This is a genomic window from Seonamhaeicola sp. ABD4_175 (genome assembly GCF_056160885.1).
The window spans coordinates 523,599-542,248 of sequence record NZ_JBSWYC010000001.1 but is presented as its reverse complement, the minus strand read 5'-3'; the positions used below and the strand labels follow the sequence as shown (position 1 = coordinate 542,248).

The following is an 18,650-nucleotide window of genomic DNA, read 5'->3' as shown; positions in this document are numbered from 1 at the left end:
TCTAACTTTCGGCATTAAAAAATACTTTGTAGTAATGCATTTTTTTCTCATTGTCATAACCGCGTTCTAAATATTCGGTTGAGGCATCTGGGGCATCAATATCTAGTTTAATTTGTATGTTGGTGTCTAATTTAATGTCGGTTTTTATTTTCTTTTTTTCTTTATTAACAACACGTTCAACTACATCAAACTGATTTCTAATTAATAAATTTTGTTCGTCTTCAAAGGTTTTTTTGTATTGGTCAAATTCAGTTTTGTATGTGTCTTCTTCAAAAATTTCGTCTTTAAACTTTTCAATGTTTACTATTTCGTTTTCTTTAAAAAAGTCTATTGTTTTAGCTAAAAAGGTGTTTTGTTCTTTAGCGCCGTAGTTTGTTTTTATTATTTCGGTTGAAAAATCTTTACAAAGCTCAAGGTATTGTTGCGTATGGCTGTTAGAATCGTCGGCATATTTTATGTTTAAAAACTGATTAATCCAATATTGTGCATCGTAATTATTATTGTCTACACTAAAAATAATATTGCCTTGAGCATCAGTTTGGTTTAAAATTAAGCAGCCTTTGTCAACTTTTTTAGAGCTGATTCCTTTTTGTACTAAAACATCGTAACTGTTGTTTTCTAAATAGGTTTGAAAAAAGTTTATTTTGCTTTCAATTTTAAAAATACCAATAGCGTTTGTGGTAATTTCGTTGTATTCAATACCTTCAAAAAGGGCTACAATAACATCGCCAGTTTTAATGTTTGCAGATGTTGATTGCTCGTACAAGTGTGTAACTATATGCTTTGATGTGTCAATAAAAGCATCTTCGTCTTTAAACATTTGAGCGCTGTAATTATTAATTTCGTTTAGGCTTATGTTAGAGTGGTGATTAAACCTATAACTTTGTACGGCACTACCAAAGAGTTTTAGTAAAAATGGTAACATTAGGTCGTAGCTAGCTTCATCAAACACAACTGTTTTTTCTGAAAAGGCGTTTTTGGTATCGTTAAATTTATTACCAACCTTGTGTATTATTAATTTAGTTATTTCGGCGTTTTTTCTAGAAATCATATTACCAATTTGTTTTTGCAATAGTATTAAAAGTTAATTACAAAGTTTGTTTTTTAATTAGTATTTAGCAAAAAATAGAGCGCCAAAACATGAAGTTTTGGCGCTCAAGATTTGAGGACTTCGGGTAAATCTACCAAATCGTACCCTTACTTTTATATTTTTACAAACTCTACGCGTCTGTTTTTTGCTTTGCCATTTGCAGTATTATTGTCTGCTACGGGCTCTGTTTTTCCTTTGCCTTGGGTTGATAGCCTGTTTTCTGAAATTTTATAAACATTAACTAAAGCATTTTTTACGGCTTCGGCTCTTGCTTTTGATAATTTCAAATTACTATCATTGCTTCCATCAGTATCTGTATGGCCAATAATATTAAGTTTTATGTTTTGGTCTTGATTTAAAACTTGAGAAATTTGACGAATTATACCAAATGACTGTGGTTTTATGGTTGCTAAACCAAAATCAAACAATATGCCGTTGGTTGAAACTTTACCCTCAGCCATTAATTGTCTTCTTAAATCAACACCACCTTCAGCTATTTTTAAATTACTAATAAAAATATGTTCTTCGCCTTCAGCAGTACCTCTTAATTCAAACTTTAAAAATGCAATGTTTGTGTTATATATTAATTGTGGTATATCAATATACTTGGTTTGGTTAACCCACATACGGAAGCGTTTTTTATTAACTGCAATAGAAATATGTGGATTGTTTAAAACTTCATTTCTTAAATCTGCAGTAACAGTTACGTTAATGCGTTGATTTGAACCGTTATTGTTGTCTACATCAATACCAAAGGCTGAATATTGCCCAAAAGGTATAGCAGCTTTTGCATAATTGTTACCGTAGCTAAAGCCTTGGTTGTCATCAAAAATAATATTAAGTTTTGCTGTTGAAGATGTATTATTGCTTAAGCCTTCTGTAAATAAATCAAACTCAATGGTATATTCTTCAGGCAATTTATTGTCTATTAAAGGCATAAAATAAATGCCGTACCCCGATTTAAATTCAAACCATTTTCCATTGGCTTTACTTAATTTTACAACTTCGCCAGAGCCGTTAGTGTTCCATTTACTTGGGAAATCACCAATGAAATCTTGCGAAAAATCATCAAAATATATTAGTTCATCTCCAGGAACAAAGTCAAACTTACTATAAATTTCAAGGTTATCAGATGCGTTTGTGTTTTCTGGTTTTGTGCTGGTTGTTGTGCTTTTAGTGTTTTGGTTTTGTGGTTTTGTGGTTGTGTTGTTTTCAGAATTAGTATTGGCTTCTTCTTCTTCTTGTTCGCGTTTACGCTGCCCTAACAATAATTCTTTAGCTGTTTTTATACTGTATTTTAATGCTTTTTTTGCTTTGTTTATTTGTAGTGTTGCTTTGCCTTGTTTTAAAACACTAGCGCCATTAATGTCACTCAAAATATCTGGAGCACTAGCGCTAAGTATATCTAAATCTTCAAGAGCCTCTTCTAAGGTATCAATATCATCGTCATCTAAAGGAGTGCCAGCTTTTGCATAACCATCGTATTTATATATTTTATCATAAACATCAAATGATTCTCTAACAAAGTTATCTACATTAGTTAAGCCAACTGTGCTTTTAGGTCTTTTCAGTTGTTTGGTTTGAGAGTAAACAAATTGCATACTAAGTACAATAAAACAACCTATTATACTTAAGGTGAACTTTTGAAACATGTTAGTTTGTGATGTAATTAATAGCAGGCTAAAGATAAAGATTAGTTTTGTATGGGCAATACTTTCTCGCAATAAAATGTATAATGTTTTGGTTTAATTTATTTGATATACAATTATGGCATTAGCATCACCTTTTGTTACAAACTCTAAAGCGCTGTCTTTGTCAATATTATCTAGAGTAATTTTTGAGTTGCCGTAAACGGGGAAGTTTGGCAGAAGTTTAGATTGGCTATCAAAAATATATACTTTATGTGATTGCGTATCGGTTACAGTAACGTAAATTTTATCGTTTATATAAAAAATATTAGGCGCTGTGTAGTTGCCAAAATCTAATTCGGTAGTTTTATTTTTAATATGTAGTTTATTTTCAGTTAATGTTACTATTGTTTTACTGGTAGTTGTTAAATAGTGATTTTCATTTAAATTAACGTTTTGCATATTAACATTACCATTGGTTTTTACGCTAAGTAAATTACCCGTATTTGTTGTAGTAGTAAACGTATTTTTATATAGATATATAGATTGATTGGAATAGGAAGTGTTTGTTTTAGGTGTTACTCTGTGTTTACCTGTTCTGTCTAAAATATAAAGTTTGTTTTGTGTTTTAAAACTTATATAATCTTTACTACCAATTCTAAAGTGTTTAGGTTGATTTATAATAGAACCATTAGCTGATTTAAAAGTAAACCCATTTACAATTTGTGCTTTTACGTTGTACATTAAAATGTTTTTACCTTGTGTTACTAATAGCCTGTAGTTTTTCTTTTTATCATAATCAAAAACAGAAAGTGGTTGGGTTATAGCATCATTAAATTTCATAGGAAAAGGTGCTACATTATTGCCGTTTCTGTCAATTACATAAACATTTTTTGGTGTGGTAAAGCATAGTTGTAATCGGCCGTTTTTATAAATATCAATTTGGTTTATGGTGCCTAAAACGGGCCCACTTAATTGTTTTTTCCAAATAATTTTTCCTTTATTAGAAATTAAATACAAGTTGTTATCAACATCTTGCACTACAATTTCTTTTTCTTTTGTTAAATGGTTAACTACAAATTGAGGCGTGTTTAAAATAGCTTTGTTTAATGAAATGTTTAGCTCTTCGGAAACTGTATTTTGTACAACATTAGTTTTATTCTTTTTAATAACACCATTAACGTGAGCAAAATTAGCATCATAAATAAATTGAAGCGCTGTAGCTTTGTAATCGTTTACGTTTAAATTATGAACATTAATATGGCTTTTTATAATATTATTAAAGGCTAACGGATTAAAAACCATAAGTACTGAAGCTTCATCACTTAAATGTGTTTTAGTATTGTTAAAGTAGTCTCTGTTATTTAAAGTAGTTTTGTTTTGGTAGCTTGCAATAATGTTGTGAAGCATTTCGGTGGTTTCGGCAAATACAAAAAAGGTGTCAATTACACAATACAAATTGGCTTTGTTGAAAGATATAAAAGGGTGTAAATGTTTAGAAAACAGTAACGGATCATCAAATTCATAAATAGTAACTTCTCGGTAAGTTTCAACAATTTTTTTATTATTACTTAAAGCATCTTTTGTAGCAATATTATCAATAGAGTTTAAAACAATAGCTTGGTTTTCGCCTTCATAAATTACACCAAATTCAATAATATCTTTTAGTAAATTAGTTGTAGTGTGCGTAGAATCTTGTTTGTTGTATGTAATTAAATTAGTTTCAAACTTTTTAAAATCATCAAATGTTACGCTCATAAAACCATCACTATTTGCTGGTGTAATGGTGTGTGTTTTGTTTTCTTGTGCAATGGTGCCTTTAAAAATATTAATTGTACTATTTAAAGAATCTGTAGCCTTAGCTATGCCGTTAATAATAATTTCGTTTTGGCTTGCATCAACATCAAAAGCTAAGTAGTTGGTAAATGTTTTTAAGTTTAGTTTTGGTTCTAAAAAAACACGATTATTAATAAAACTTGTGTCTGGTTTAATAATAACAGAGCAGGTTTTGTTATCATTTAATGTGCTGTAAATTTTCTTTAAATTAATGTTGGTTTCAAATTTGTTAAAAACATCATCAATTATATTTTTTGATGAAGACGCAAAAAATACACTATCAATTATTGAGCTGTAAAATATTTTGTTGTTTAAAGTAGATTTTACAATGGTTTTGTTTTTGTAAGTTAATGTTTCTTGGATGTAATTTTTTAAAGAATCTGTTTTAAACAAAGCAGCATCTTGTTTTGTTATAAACATGTATTGTAAGCTGTCATTTTTGTCTTTTGAAAAACAAATTAAAGAGGCAGTACTAGGTTTTAAAACAGATGTGTTTTTTAACGTTTCTTCTAAACTTAAATATGTTTTGCTATTTGAAATTTTTTTTAAAAAATGATTGTTGCTTATAGCATTTTTAAGACTCTCAAAATTTGAAGTTTTAATTATTATGCTGCTGTTTTTTGGAGCAAAATCAATAAGTTCAGTGCGTTTTGTGTTTGGGTTAGTACAATTTAAAAAAGTAAATAATACAATAAAAACTATGGCGTAGGGTTTCATGAACAAATTAATTTTATGTAAAGATAAAAACTTGTGGCAAAAAGGCATTTTTTAAAGCAATTTATAAATCTAAACTAAGTTGATCTGGCAATAATTTAAACGACTTACGGTGATGTTTAGTTACGCCGTATTTTTTTATAGCAGCTCTATGCTCTTTAGTTGGGTAGCCTTTGTTTTTTTTCCAGTTGTACATAGGGAATTCTTCATGAATTTTGTCCATATATAAATCTCTATAAGTTTTAGCCAATACAGATGCGGCTGCAATACTTAAATATTTACTATCGCCTTTAATTATGGTTTCATGCAAAATGTTCTTGTAAGGTTTAAATTTATTGCCATCAACAATAATAAAGTTTGGTGTAATTTTAAGATTACTAATAGCTTTATGCATGCCTAAAATTGAAGCATTTAATATATTAATATTGTCTATTTCAGTTTCAAAAACATGAGCAACGGCAAAAGATAAAGCGTCACTTTCAATAACAGGTTTTAAAAGCATGCGTTTTTTTTCGCTTAATTGCTTTGAGTCTGTTAAAATTTGATTGCTAAAATCTTCAGGTAAAATTACGGCAGCTGCAGTAACAGGTCCTGCAAGACACCCTCGGCCAGCTTCATCAGTTCCACATTCAAACAAGAAATCAGAATATTTTTTTAATAGCATATAATATTTGTTTGAGCAAAGCTATAAAACTTTAAAAACTAAAGTGTTATGCGTGCATTGTAATTGTTGGTGCGCTTGTTTTTTTTAAAATTATTTTGATAAATCATCGGTATATCTAATAAATATTCAGAATATAACACAAAAAACAGCATTAAAAAACGAATGTGTTAATTTTAAAACCTGCTTTTTAGCAGGTTTTTTTATGTTTTTTATGTTTTTGCTTGGTTATTAATTATAATATTGTGATGTTTGCAACCGACTAACTCAATATAAATATTCTTGTTTAATATTTAAAAGAAAGCCAGCTTTATGTTGGCTTTCTTTTTTTGTTTTATTCTAACGATATTATTATAATCTAACTACAAAAAATGCTAAATACCTAATAATTGGTCTTGTTTGGTTGTTTTTTTGTTACATATTTTGTCATTCTGATGAAATATAGTGATATTTACATTTGACTAACTCAAATTTTTAATTTATGAAATTAAATTACGCGTATTTGATGGCGTTTTTACTAACGCTGTCATTTCATGTGTCCAGTGCGCAAAATGGACAAATTAATGGATCAATTATTGACTCGGGCGGTATTCCTTTAGATGGAGTTACCGTTATTGTGCAAGGAACTTCACGAGGTGTTGTTTCAGATTTTGATGGGAATTATGCCATTAAAGCTAAAAAAGGAGAAGTGTTAAAGTTTAGTTACATTGGTATGAAAACCCAACTTGTTACTGTTGGCGATAGTGATGTAATAAACGTTACGCTAATTGAAGATTTAGAAGGTTTAGATGCTGTTGTAATTACAGGGTATCAAAATGTAAAACGCGAGCTTTTTACAGGGGCCTCTCAAACAATTAAAGCTAAAGACGTTAAATTAGATGGTGTAGCCGATATATCTAGAGCTTTAGAAGGTAGAGCCGCAGGTGTAAGTGTACAAAATGTTACTGGTACTTTTGGTGCAGCACCAAGAATTACAATTAGAGGGTCTTCTTCTATTTTAGGTGATACAAAGCCTATTTGGATTATTGACGGTGTTATACAAGAAGAAATTGTAAACCTATCAGTGTCTGATCTTGTGTCTGGTGATCCTAATACACTTTTAAGTTCTGCTGTGGCTGGTTTAAATGCAGCCGATATTGAAAGTTTTGAAATTTTAAGAGATGCTTCAGCAACCGCATTGTATGGAGCAAGAGCTTTAAATGGTGTGGTGGTTATAACCACAAAATCTGGTAGAAAAAACCAAAAACCTACATTTAATTATGCTGCAGAATATGCGGTAAGAGATATTCCACGATATTCAAATTTCGATTTGTTAAACTCGCAAGAAACAGTATCAGTTTACCGTGAAATGGAATCTAAAGGGTTTTTGAATTTACCTTCTTCATTTCAAGGTAGGTTTGGAGGTATATACAATATAATGTATAGAGCCATTAATAATTACGATGAAACTACGGGGCAGTTCGAGCTAGAAAACACACCAGAAGCAAAAGCTAAGTTTTTACAACAATATGAATTAGCAAATACAGACTGGTTTAAAACATTATTTAGAGCAACTCCAACACAAACTCATACTTTAAGTTTTTCTAGCGGTAGTGAAAACGCAACATCATACGCATCATTAGGTTATTACACTGATGCCGGTTGGACGGTTGCAGATCGTGTAAGAAGAATAACAGGTAACTTAAGAAATACATTTTTCTTATTTGATGATAAATTAAAGCTAACAACACAGTTACAAGGTTCTGTTAGAAATCAATTGGCTCCTGGAACACTATCTAGAGAAGAAGATACCTTTTTTGGGTCGTTCACAAGAGATTTTGATATTAACCCGTTCAGTTACGCAATTAATACAAGTAGAGCCTTACGCCCAAGGGATAATGATGGTAATTTAGAATATTCTAGATACAATTGGGCGCCATTTAATATTATAAACGAGTTAGATAATAACTCTTTAGAGCTAAATGTGAATGATATAAAAATGCAATTGCAAGCAGATTATCAAATTAATGATAAGCTTAAATACACACATTTAAGTTCTGCGCGTTATGTAACTTCTGTTGGTGAGCAGGGAGCAACTGAAAATTCAAATGTAGCAGCAGCTTACAGAGCAGATGAAACTACCATTGTACAAGATGCTAATACATTTTTGTTTACAGATCCAGATGAGCCTAACTCAAGACCCAAAGTAGTATTGCCAGTTGGAGGTATTTTAACAAGTACAAAAAATACACTGGTAACATATACTTTTAGAAACACTTTAGATTATACAACAAGATTTAAAGATGATTTACACGGTTTACGTTTATACGCAGGGCAAGAGTACAGGCACACCGATAGGTCTAGCAGTTCAAACACAGGTTACGGATATCAATTTGATAGAGGTGGAACGGTGTTTACAGATCCTGATATTTTAAAGAAAGTAATTTTAGAAGGAAACGATTATTTTTCATCACAAGAAACAAGACAACGTGAAGTATCACTATTTGCAAACGTAACTTATGATTTTGATAAGAAATACGTATTAAATGTTTCAGGAAATTACGAAGGCTCAAATAGAGCAGGTAAATCTTCAGATTCAAGATGGTTACCAACATACTCAGTTGGAGGAAAATGGAATATTGATAAAGAAGATTTTATTCAAAACTCAAATGTTATCTCTAGTATGGCATTTCGCCCAAGTTATGGTTTAGTTGGTTTATTAGCCGATAATGCTACCAATAATCTAGCTGTTTTTAGAAACCAAGTTACAGATAGGTTTAATCCTGATGATAGAGAAAACTTTATAAATATTGAAGATTTACAAAATAGTGAATTAACCTATGAGAAAACTTTAGAGTTAAACTTGGGGTTAGATTTAGGACTTTTCAATAACCGCATTACCATGAATTTTGATGCTTACTTTAGAAAAGGTAAAGATTTAATAGACTTAATTAGAACAACCGGTATTGGTGGTGAAGAGTTAAAACTTGGTAACAATTCTGAAATGACAACAAATGGTATTGAGTTTCAGCTTAACACTGTAAATATTGATAATGATAATTTTTCTTGGAGAACAAGCTTCAATATTTCACACTTCAATCAAGAAATAACAGATTTAAAGCAAGAAACAAATGTTTTTGATTTAATTACCGGAACCGGAAGAGGTAACGCAATAGGTTTTCCTAAAGGAGCATTGTTTTCATATGAATTTCAAGGTTTAAATGAATTTGGTTTGCCTCAGTTTTTAACAGATCAGCCAGATTATGATCCAGCAGATCCTTTTGCACTAATAGATTTTCAAGATACTGATGATGTGTTAGATTACCTTGTTTATGAAGGCCCAACAGAACCAAACCTTACAGGTGGTATTGCTAATAATTTTAAATTTAAAAATTGGGATTTAAGCTTTTTCGTATCTTTTTCAGCAGGTAATAAAGTAAGGTTAACACCTAGCTTTAAGTCACAATATACAGATTTAGACGTGTTCCCAAGAGAATTTGTTAATAGATGGATTGCACCAGGCGATGAAAACATTACTAATGTGCCAGTAATTGCATCAAAATCTTTGTTACAAGCTTACGGTGATACAGATTTAAGGCAATTGTATAACGCTTATAATTATTCTACAGAGCGAGTTGCCGATGGTGGTTTTGTGCGTATGAAAAACATAACTTTAGGTTATTCATTAGATAAGCAAACAGTACAAAAACTAGGCTTATCTTCTTTTAGAATGAGTTTACAAAGTACAAACCCATTCTTAATCTATTCAGATTCAAAATTAGGTGGTCAAGATCCTGAGTTTTTTAGGTCAGGTGGTGTTGCGTTACCAATTTCTAAGTTATATACGTTTTCACTTAATATTGGCTTTTAATAAAAAATACTATGAAAAATATTTATATAAGAAACATACAAATACTATTTGGCCTAGTGTTGCTAACATCATCATGTAGTGATATTTTAGATGAAACACCAGACAATAGAACAACTATTGATACGCCAGATAAAATAGCAGAGTTATTAGTAGCAGCTTATCCCGAAGCAGCTTATGTGTCGTTTTTAGAACCAATGTCAGACAATGCTGGAGATAAAGGCTCTAGTGCAACTGTAGAGTTTAGAGTAAACGAAGAAATGTATTTCTGGAGAGATTTAAATGATATTGATACAGATACGCCAACAAATTACTGGAACCAGGCTTACAAAGCTATTGCACAAGCAAATCAGGCTTTAGCTTCAATTGAAGAACTTGGTGATGGTAGTGAACTTAGTGCTTTAAAAGGTGAAGCTTTATTATGTAGAGCTTACGCACATTACATGTTGGTTAATATTTTCTCTAAAGCTTTTAATCCGTCAACTTCAAGTTCAGATTTAGGAATTCCTTACGTGTTAGAACCTGAAACTGTTTTACTAGCAGATTATGAAAGAGGTACTGTGGCTGATGTTTATGCTAATATTCAAAAAGATTTAGAAGAGGGTTTACCATTAATTGAAGATAATTACGAAATTAATACCTTTCACTTTACAAAAAAGGCCGCTAGTGCTTTTGCATCAAGGTTTTATTTAACTGTAGGAGACTGGGAAAAAGTTATTGAGCATAGTAATATAGCTTTAGGTGATGGTAATACATTAGCTGTTTTAAGAAACATAGCGTCTTCAAGCAACTTAACATTTAATGAGCAAGTAGCCCTTTATACATCATCAACAGTTGAACCTGCAAACTTATTGCTAGTAACAGGTAATTCACTTTACAATAGAATAGATGCTAGAGCACGATACCAAATGGCACCAAATATTGTAAACAGTTTGTTTAATAGTGCTAATATTTCAGGAAAAGGTTGGGCCTATAGTTTATTTTTTAGAGGCGGAAGCGATAACAACTTTATTCCTAAGTATCAGGAATATTTTAGGGTAACAAATCAAGCGGCCGGTATAGGTATTCCATTTGTTACTTTTGTATTATTCTCAACAGATGAAGCTTTACTAAATAGAGCTGAAGCATATGCTATGTTAGGCCAGTATGAAAATGCTACAAATGATATTAATATGTCTTTAGCGCTAAAAACTGATGGGTATGATCCAAGTACAGATACATTAACGCCTGAAGATATAGCGGCAATATATCAAGGAGTTCCGGCAGATTTGTATACGCCATTTTACACCATTTCTAGTGAAGCTTTGCCGTTTGTTAGCGCTGTTTTAGATATTAAACAAACCGTATTTTATAACGAAGGTTTAAGATGGTTTGATATTAAAAGGCACAACATAGCTATAGAGCATTTAGATTTCTTTGGAAATAGTTATGAATTGCCAAAAGGAGATAACCGAAGAGCTGTACAAATACCAGAAGCAGCACAATCATTTGGTATAGAGGCTAACCCTAGATAATAAATAAAAGAAGAAGTATGAAAAACATTATAAAAATAATTTACCTAAAAGTATTTTTCTTAGCACTAGTATCTTGTGGTAATTCAGATGCTGTTGGTGATAGTCAAATTGATACCGATGCGCCAATACTAAACAATTTAGATCTTTGGTTAAGAGATAATTTTGTTGAGCCATATAATATTGAAGTGCAATATAAATGGAATATAAACGAAACAGATATTGATAGATTTTTACACCCACCATTTGAGCAAAATGTAAAACCAGTAGCCGAAGCTTTGCTAAAAGCTTGGATAGAGCCATACACTGCATTGGGCGGAGAAAACTTTATAAAAAATATAGCTCCAAGGCAATTTACATTATCTGGCGGGTTTAATTTTAATCCTAATAGCCCAACAATTACATTAGGTGTGGCTGAAGCAGGAAGCAAGATTACACTTTTTAATGTTGATTATTTAGATTTCTCTGATGTTGATATAATCAAGCAACCATTAAAAACAGTGCAACATGAATACGCGCATATATTAAACCAAACAGTACCGGTAGATCCTATTTATGGTCAAATAAACCCAGAAAATTACAATTCAAATTGGTTTAATAGATCTGATGCAGAAGCAAGAGAGTTAGGTTACATCACTGCTTATGCCTCAAGTCAAGAAAGTGAAGATTTTGTTGAAATGGTTTCAGAAATTTTAACAAACTCAAAAGAAGATTATGATGCCATTGTTGATGGTATAGCAAGTGAGCAAGCCAGAGCTATAATTAGGTTTAAAGAGTCTTTAGTAGTTGAATATTACAAAGAAAACTTTAATATAGACCTGTATGAGTTACAAGCTTTAACAGAAGCAGCAACTTTAGAATTGATAAATTAAGAAATATGAAAAAAATTAATATAAAAAAGTATGGGGTGTTAATGGTGCTAATAGTAGCATTGTTTTCATGTAGTAATGATGATACAACCGAATTGTTTGATACTCCACCTGCCGAAAGGTTAGCGCAAAGAAACTCAGAGTTGTTAAACCTGCTTACTTCAGAAAGCCAAGGGTATAAAGCATCGTATTTTACTAAAAATGATGAATTTGGAGGGTTTACATTTTACATGAAGTTTAATGAGGATGGTACAGTTGATATGACTTCAGATTTTAATAGTGAAACCGAAATTCAAACATCATCATTTGATGTTAGGTTTGGAACCACTAATGAGCTTGTATTTACAACACGAAATCACATTCAAAAAGTTAGTGATCCTTTATTTGATGGTTTAATAGCAACAGGATATAAAGGAACATCGGTATTTCAATATTTTAATTTTGAAGACGGTAAAATAATCTTTAAAGATGTTAGAAATAGAAATACTTCAAGCTTAATATTAGAGCCAACAGGTTTTACAGATTTCACAACCGAAAGTGTTCAAAAAGCTGAAGCGTCTTTAGCTCAAAGGCAAAATATATTACCAAAACCAACATCTTCTGTATTCCAAATTCTAAGAATTGAAAATGGGAGTGGTACTTCAAATTTTAACCTTAATTATGACTCACTAAGGCATTATGCAAAACCAACACTTACTTTTGATAGTGGTGAGGTAAGCGAGTTGGCTTTTGGCATGTTGTTTACTGAAACAGGTTTAAAATTAAGTCCAGCGCTTGATTTTGAAGGTGAAACTTATGAAGATTTCACCTATGATGAAGCTTCAAATAGTTACATTTCAACTGTAAATGGTACTACAGCAACAATATTATTTGCAGATTGGCCTGCGTATATTTCACCAAATATTTTTAGTATTGCAGAATTAGATGGCGGAGCACCTATTTTTCTTTACAGGCCATCTTTAGGAGCAAACGCTTTAACGTCTGTTGGGCACGATGCTATAATTGATGGGTTAAATGACTTTTTAGGAGGATTTGGAATTTCTGTTTTTGATTATATTTTCTTTTTTGATTTTGATGATAATGGTCAAATATGCGAAGGGCAATTCCGCCTTAGGTTTAATGGCTTTCCAGATTTAAATTATTGCTTCTCTGCAGCAACAATTAATGAAGACAGAACTTTTAATGTAACATTTCAAGGGCCTTTAAATCAAGATAGTCTAGATTTCCAATTCTTAGCACAAGATTTAATAGACTTCTTCAACAGTGCTAATGGTATGGTAGGCGAACTGCATGGTGGTTTTGAAACAGATTCTGCTAGATTTAGTAACCAATCAGTGTCATTTGCAAGTTTAGATAGTCCAAACTTAAGAGTTTACGGTTTGTTCTTCTAATAAGAAAAGGTATAAATAAATTATATTTTACTTAACCACACTGATAATTTCAGTGTGGTTTTTCTTTATTTAAAATAATTTAAGTCACTTTCCGTTCAAATAATTACTTTTGCTGTTTTAAAAAATAAGCTAAAACAAAGCACAATTTATTTTTAATAACATTTAGAAAATAAACATGCCAAATATATTTACAACTAAAATCAAACAAAATACAATTAAAGCATTATTAGTGTGTTTATATTTGGGTATATCGTTAAGTGCAAAAGCGCAGGCTAATTCAACAGATGCTAAAATAAAACAGCAAACAACTGCTCAAGATTCAATTCAAGAACCAAAACTTAAAAAAAGGCCTGTTTCAAAATCATCAAAAACAGATAAAGACGAAAAACCAAATATTGAAGAATATTCAATAATTTCAATAGAAAATGATACAACATACGTAGATACTACGTTAACCATAAAAAAAGACTATAAATTTAATTATTTGCGAAAAGATAATTTTGGCTTATTACCTTTTGGTAATTTAGGGCAAACCTATAATAGTTTAACTCATAATTTTCAAAACACAAGTTTAATGCCTGGTTTTGGTGCAACAGCAAGACATTTTAATTATTGGGAAATTGAAGATGTTTTCTATTACCGTGTACCAACACCATTAACAGAGTTGTTTTTTAAAACAGCTTTTGAGCAGGGGCAGCTAGTAGACTCTTTTATTACAATAAATACCTCGCCACAATTCAATTTTTCAATAGCATATAAAGGGTTACGCTCTTTAGGTAAATACCAAAATGCGCTAACCAGCACAGGAAATTTTAGGTTCACATCAAACTATCAAACTAAAAACAAAAGATATAATTTACGCGGGCACATAATTACACAAGATTTGATGAACCAAGAAAATGGCGGATTAGATAACGTTAGTACCCAAAATTTTATTGAAGGTGATGAAGAGTTTCAAGACCGTTCCATTCTAGAAGTAAACTTTGAAAATGCCGAAAGTATATTAGTAGGCAAACGCATATATTTAGAACATGATTATACGCTAGTAAAAAAAGACTCACTGTCTTCAAACGAAATAAAACTTGGGCATGTAATGGCTTTTGAAGATAAGTATTTTGAATACGAACAATCATCAGCAGTTACCAACTTTTTTGGTGATGCCTTTGTAACATCAGGTTTAAGAGACAGAGCAACCCTAGAAAACTTCTATAATAAGGTATACGTAAACTACAGCAATAATTTAATAGGTAACGTACAATTTAACCTAAGCAATAACAATTACAATTACGGTTATAATAAAGTAGTAGTGTTAAACAATAACACAATAACCAATAGGCTAAAAGGGAATGTATACGCCGCAGGTGGTAGTTATATAAAACAATACAAGGGTTTTGAACTCAATGGACAGTTTGGTTTAAACCTCTCAGGAGATTTTACCGGTAATTACATAAAAGCCAAAGCAACTTTCAATTTAAATGAAGATATTGCAGCATCAGCCGCATTAAACCACAGCTCAAAAACACCAAATTATAATGCGTTACTTTATCAAAGCGATTATAAAAATTACAACTGGCAAAATAGCTTTAACAACACCGAAACTCAGCAAATAGCATTCAACCTAAAATATAAAAATTGGGCAAACCTAACGGTAGATTTCAATACAATAACAGACTATGTATATTTTAAGCAAGATGAAAACATACCAGTTAATGAAATAGCACAATCCATAAGGCCTTACCAAAACAATAGTACAATAACCTACTTTAGGGCAAAATTTCAAAACGAAATCAAACTAGGTAAATTTGCACTAAACAATACAATAATGTATCAAAACGTGCAAGACAATAACAATACATTAAACGTACCCGAAATAAACACGCGCAACACATTCTATTTTTCAAGCCACCTCTTTAAAAAAGCCATGTATTTACAAACGGGTGTTACGCTAAACTATTTCACAAAATATTACATGAATGCTTACAACCCATTGTTGGCAGAGTTTTATGTACAAAATAATGATGAAATAGGAGATTTCCCAAGGTTAGATTTCTTCCTAAACGCAAAAATCCGTCAAACACGTCTCTTTTTAAAAGCAGAACACTTCAACTCAGCCTTTACAGGTTACAATTATTTCTCAGCACCCAACAATCCGTACAGAGATTTTACCGTACGCTTCGGTGTCGTATGGAATTTCTTCTTATAAAATTATAGCGTTCCCCTACATACTTTGGGGTCGGGCTTTCACTACTCAATCTTTTTAAAGTAATGTTGTAGTACCATTATAGGTATATAAATTGTTAGAGTTAAAGTATGTTTTGCAGAGTTAAAGACATAAAAACACTTTAAAAAGGATTTCAAACAAGCCGTTCAATCCCTAACGCGCGTGTTAGTAGCGGTCATTTTAAATAAATAAGTGCTGTATTTATTAGCAGTAAACAGCAAACAGAGCGCATTCATAATAAAACAAACGGCATAAAACCCAAACAATAACACATATATATTAGTATTAATAATACAGTAGCAAATAACCAGATTCACCAACAAACACAAATAAAAATATAATCGGTGAATAATATCAAAAAAATATTCGCATGTAAAGTAGTGATTAATAAAGGGTTAAAATACGGTTAAAAATAAAATATAAATAAAGATAAAAAAAGGCTTGCGAGAAAGAAAAAGGGTTGTATATTTGCACCCGCAAAACGGATGACACACGTTAGAAGTTAAGCAGAAGTTCATAGAAAAACGAGATTTAAACGAAGGTTAAAAAACTTTCAAAAAAAATCAAAAAAGTTATTGTGAGTTCAAAAAAAGGTGCTATGTTTGCACCCCGCAAAAATAGCTAACAAAACAGTTAGAAATCGAGCGGTAAGTTCACTAAAATATTGGGTTAAAATTTTGAAAAAATATTTTCAAAAAAAAACTTAAAAAAGTTTTGTGAGTTTAAAAAAGGGTTTTATATTTGCACCCGCTAAACGAGGAAACGACATTTAGAGAAGAAATAAAGTTCATAAACATATTGAAATTGACAGCGTAAATATTAACTGGAAACGGTTAATATAAACAAGAGAATAAACCATTTTGAGTACTGAAGATTCTATTAGTTGTTAAAGACACAGTCGAAAGACTTAAAAATTTAACGATGAAGAGTTTGATCCTGGCTCAGGATGAACGCTAGCGGCAGGCCTAACACATGCAAGTCGAGGGGTAACAGGAGAGCTTGCTCTTGCTGACGACCGGCGCACGGGTGCGTAACGCGTATACAATCTGCCTTGTACTGGGGGATAGCCTTTAGAAATGAAGATTAACACCCCATAGTATTATAGATTCGCATGATGAAATAATTAAAGGTTACGGTACAAGATGAGTATGCGTCCTATTAGCTAGTTGGTGTGGTAACGGCACACCAAGGCAACGATAGGTAGGGGCCCTGAGAGGGGGATCCCCCACACTGGTACTGAGACACGGACCAGACTCCTACGGGAGGCAGCAGTGAGGAATATTGGACAATGGGCGGAAGCCTGATCCAGCCATGCCGCGTGCAGGAAGACTGCCCTATGGGTTGTAAACTGCTTTTGTACGGGAAGAAACACTCCTACGTGTAGGAGCTTGACGGTACCGTAAGAATAAGCATCGGCTAACTCCGTGCCAGCAGCCGCGGTAATACGGAGGATGCAAGCGTTATCCGGAATCATTGGGTTTAAAGGGTCCGTAGGTGGACTGGTCAGTCAGAGGTGAAATCCTGCAGCTTAACTGTAGAACTGCCTTTGATACTGCTAGTCTTGAGTTATTATGAAGTAGTTAGAATATGTAGTGTAGCGGTGAAATGCATAGATATTACATAGAATACCAATTGCGAAGGCAGATTACTAATAATATACTGACACTGATGGACGAAAGCGTGGGGAGCGAACGGGATTAGATACCCCGGTAGTCCACGCCGTAAACGATGGATACTAGCTGTTCGACTTCGGTTGAGTGGCTAAGCGAAAGTGATAAGTATCCCACCTGGGGAGTACGTTCGCAAGAATGAAACTCAAAGGAATTGACGGGGGCCCGCACAAGCGGTGGAGCATGTGGTTTAATTCGATGATACGCGAGGAACCTTACCAGGGCTTAAATGTAAGTTGCATGATTTAGAGATAGATCTTTCTTCGGACTACTTACAAGGTGCTGCATGGTTGTCGTCAGCTCGTGCCGTGAGGTGTCAGGTTAAGTCCTATAACGAGCGCAACCCCTGTTGTTAGTTGCCAGCATGTAAAGATGGGAACTCTAGCAAGACTGCCAGTGCAAACTGTGAGGAAGGTGGGGATGACGTCAAATCATCACGGCCCTTACGTCCTGGGCTACACACGTGCTACAATGGTAGGGACAGAGAGCAGCCACACCGCGAGGTGGAGCGAATCTATAAACCCTATCTCAGTTCGGATCGGAGTCTGCAACTCGACTCCGTGAAGCTGGAATCGCTAGTAATCGGATATCAGCCATGATCCGGTGAATACGTTCCCGGGCCTTGTACACACCGCCCGTCAAGCCATGGAAGCTGGGAGTGCCTGAAGTCCGTCACCGTAAGGAGCGGCCTAGGGTAAAATCGGTAACTAGGGCTAAGTCGTAACAAGGTAGCCGTACCGGAAGGTGCGGCTGGAACACCTCCTTTCTAGAGAAAGACGACTAGTAGTGTAAGTTTTTAAGAAAGAGATAGTTTATTCTTCTTGCTGTTAATTTAAAATATAAAGTAAGTCATTAGGCATTAGTGATTAAAGCTAAAGACTAAGGGCGAGCGACTAAGTACAGTCTCATAGCTCAGCTGGTTAGAGCGCTACACTGATAATGTAGAGGTCGGCAGTTCGAGTCTGCCTGAGACTACAAGTTCATTAAATATTGAAAAGGAAATTCTAGAGGTTGAGAATTCTAAATTCGTAATTCTGAATTCTACAATTTGAATTCATTACGGGGAATTAGCTCAGCTGGCTAGAGCGCTTGCCTTGCACGCAAGAGGTCACCGGTTCGACTCCGGTATTCTCCACTAAATTCTGAGTTAATTTCAGAATAAAAGTTCATTGACATATTGAAAAAGATACATGATAATTAGATAGAAATATT

Annotated in this window: 9 protein-coding genes, 2 tRNA genes and 1 rRNA gene; 8 read left to right on the top strand and 4 right to left on the bottom strand. The window is 32.9% G+C overall.

The genetic code is table 11. From position 1 onward, the window contains the following. Position 1: 1 nt before the first annotated feature. The 4 genes from ACXAG4_RS02145 to ACXAG4_RS02130 all read right to left on the bottom strand — a co-directional run bounded on the left by ACXAG4_RS02145 (position 2) and on the right by ACXAG4_RS02130 (position 5,932). The gene (locus ACXAG4_RS02145) at positions 2-1,051 is read right to left on the bottom strand and encodes a nucleoid-associated protein (protein ID WP_475294427.1); all 1,050 of its coding nucleotides are present in this window, start codon (positions 1,049-1,051) and stop codon (positions 2-4) included. Positions 1,052-1,203: 152 nt separating this feature from the next. After that, positions 1,204-2,742: an OmpA family protein gene (locus ACXAG4_RS02140; RefSeq protein ID WP_475294426.1), complete on the bottom strand. Its 1,539-nt coding sequence runs from the start codon at positions 2,740-2,742 to the stop codon at positions 1,204-1,206. A 93-nt stretch (positions 2,743-2,835) separates the two neighbouring features. Continuing rightward, positions 2,836-5,271, bottom strand: a complete 2,436-nt coding sequence (locus tag ACXAG4_RS02135) for a ribonuclease HII (RefSeq protein WP_475294425.1) — start codon at positions 5,269-5,271, stop codon at positions 2,836-2,838. Between the two features lie 61 nt (positions 5,272-5,332). Continuing rightward, complete coding sequence (locus ACXAG4_RS02130) at positions 5,333-5,932, bottom strand: ribonuclease HII (protein ID WP_475294424.1); 600 nt, start codon at positions 5,930-5,932, stop codon at positions 5,333-5,335. Between the two features lie 478 nt (positions 5,933-6,410). Between ACXAG4_RS02130 and ACXAG4_RS02125 the strand changes: the two genes are divergently transcribed. From ACXAG4_RS02125 to ACXAG4_RS02090, 8 genes are all read left to right on the top strand, one after another. Beyond that, positions 6,411-9,779 (top strand): SusC/RagA family TonB-linked outer membrane protein, encoded by a 3,369-nt coding sequence (locus ACXAG4_RS02125; protein WP_475294423.1) that lies wholly within the window; start codon positions 6,411-6,413, stop codon positions 9,777-9,779. Positions 9,780-9,790: 11 nt separating this feature from the next. Further along, positions 9,791-11,290: a RagB/SusD family nutrient uptake outer membrane protein gene (locus ACXAG4_RS02120; RefSeq protein ID WP_475294422.1), complete on the top strand. Its 1,500-nt coding sequence runs from the start codon at positions 9,791-9,793 to the stop codon at positions 11,288-11,290. A gap of 17 nt (positions 11,291-11,307) precedes the next feature. Further along, positions 11,308-12,159 carry a substrate import-associated zinc metallohydrolase lipoprotein gene (locus ACXAG4_RS02115; protein WP_475294421.1) on the top strand — a complete coding sequence of 284 codons (852 nt, stop codon included), beginning with the start codon at positions 11,308-11,310 and terminating at the stop codon, positions 12,157-12,159. 5 nt (positions 12,160-12,164) lie between these two features. Continuing rightward, positions 12,165-13,547 (top strand): DUF4302 domain-containing protein, encoded by a 1,383-nt coding sequence (locus ACXAG4_RS02110; protein ID WP_475294420.1) that lies wholly within the window; start codon positions 12,165-12,167, stop codon positions 13,545-13,547. A 175-nt stretch (positions 13,548-13,722) separates the two neighbouring features. Continuing rightward, positions 13,723-15,750: a putative porin gene (locus ACXAG4_RS02105; protein WP_475294419.1), complete on the top strand. Its 2,028-nt coding sequence runs from the start codon at positions 13,723-13,725 to the stop codon at positions 15,748-15,750. A 936-nt stretch (positions 15,751-16,686) separates the two neighbouring features. Further along, positions 16,687-18,204 (top strand): 16S ribosomal RNA (locus ACXAG4_RS02100). A 135-nt stretch (positions 18,205-18,339) separates the two neighbouring features. After that, a tRNA-Ile gene (locus ACXAG4_RS02095) sits at positions 18,340-18,413 on the top strand. A gap of 86 nt (positions 18,414-18,499) precedes the next feature. Next, positions 18,500-18,573, top strand: a tRNA-Ala gene (locus tag ACXAG4_RS02090). The last annotated feature ends 77 nt before the right edge of the window (positions 18,574-18,650 follow it).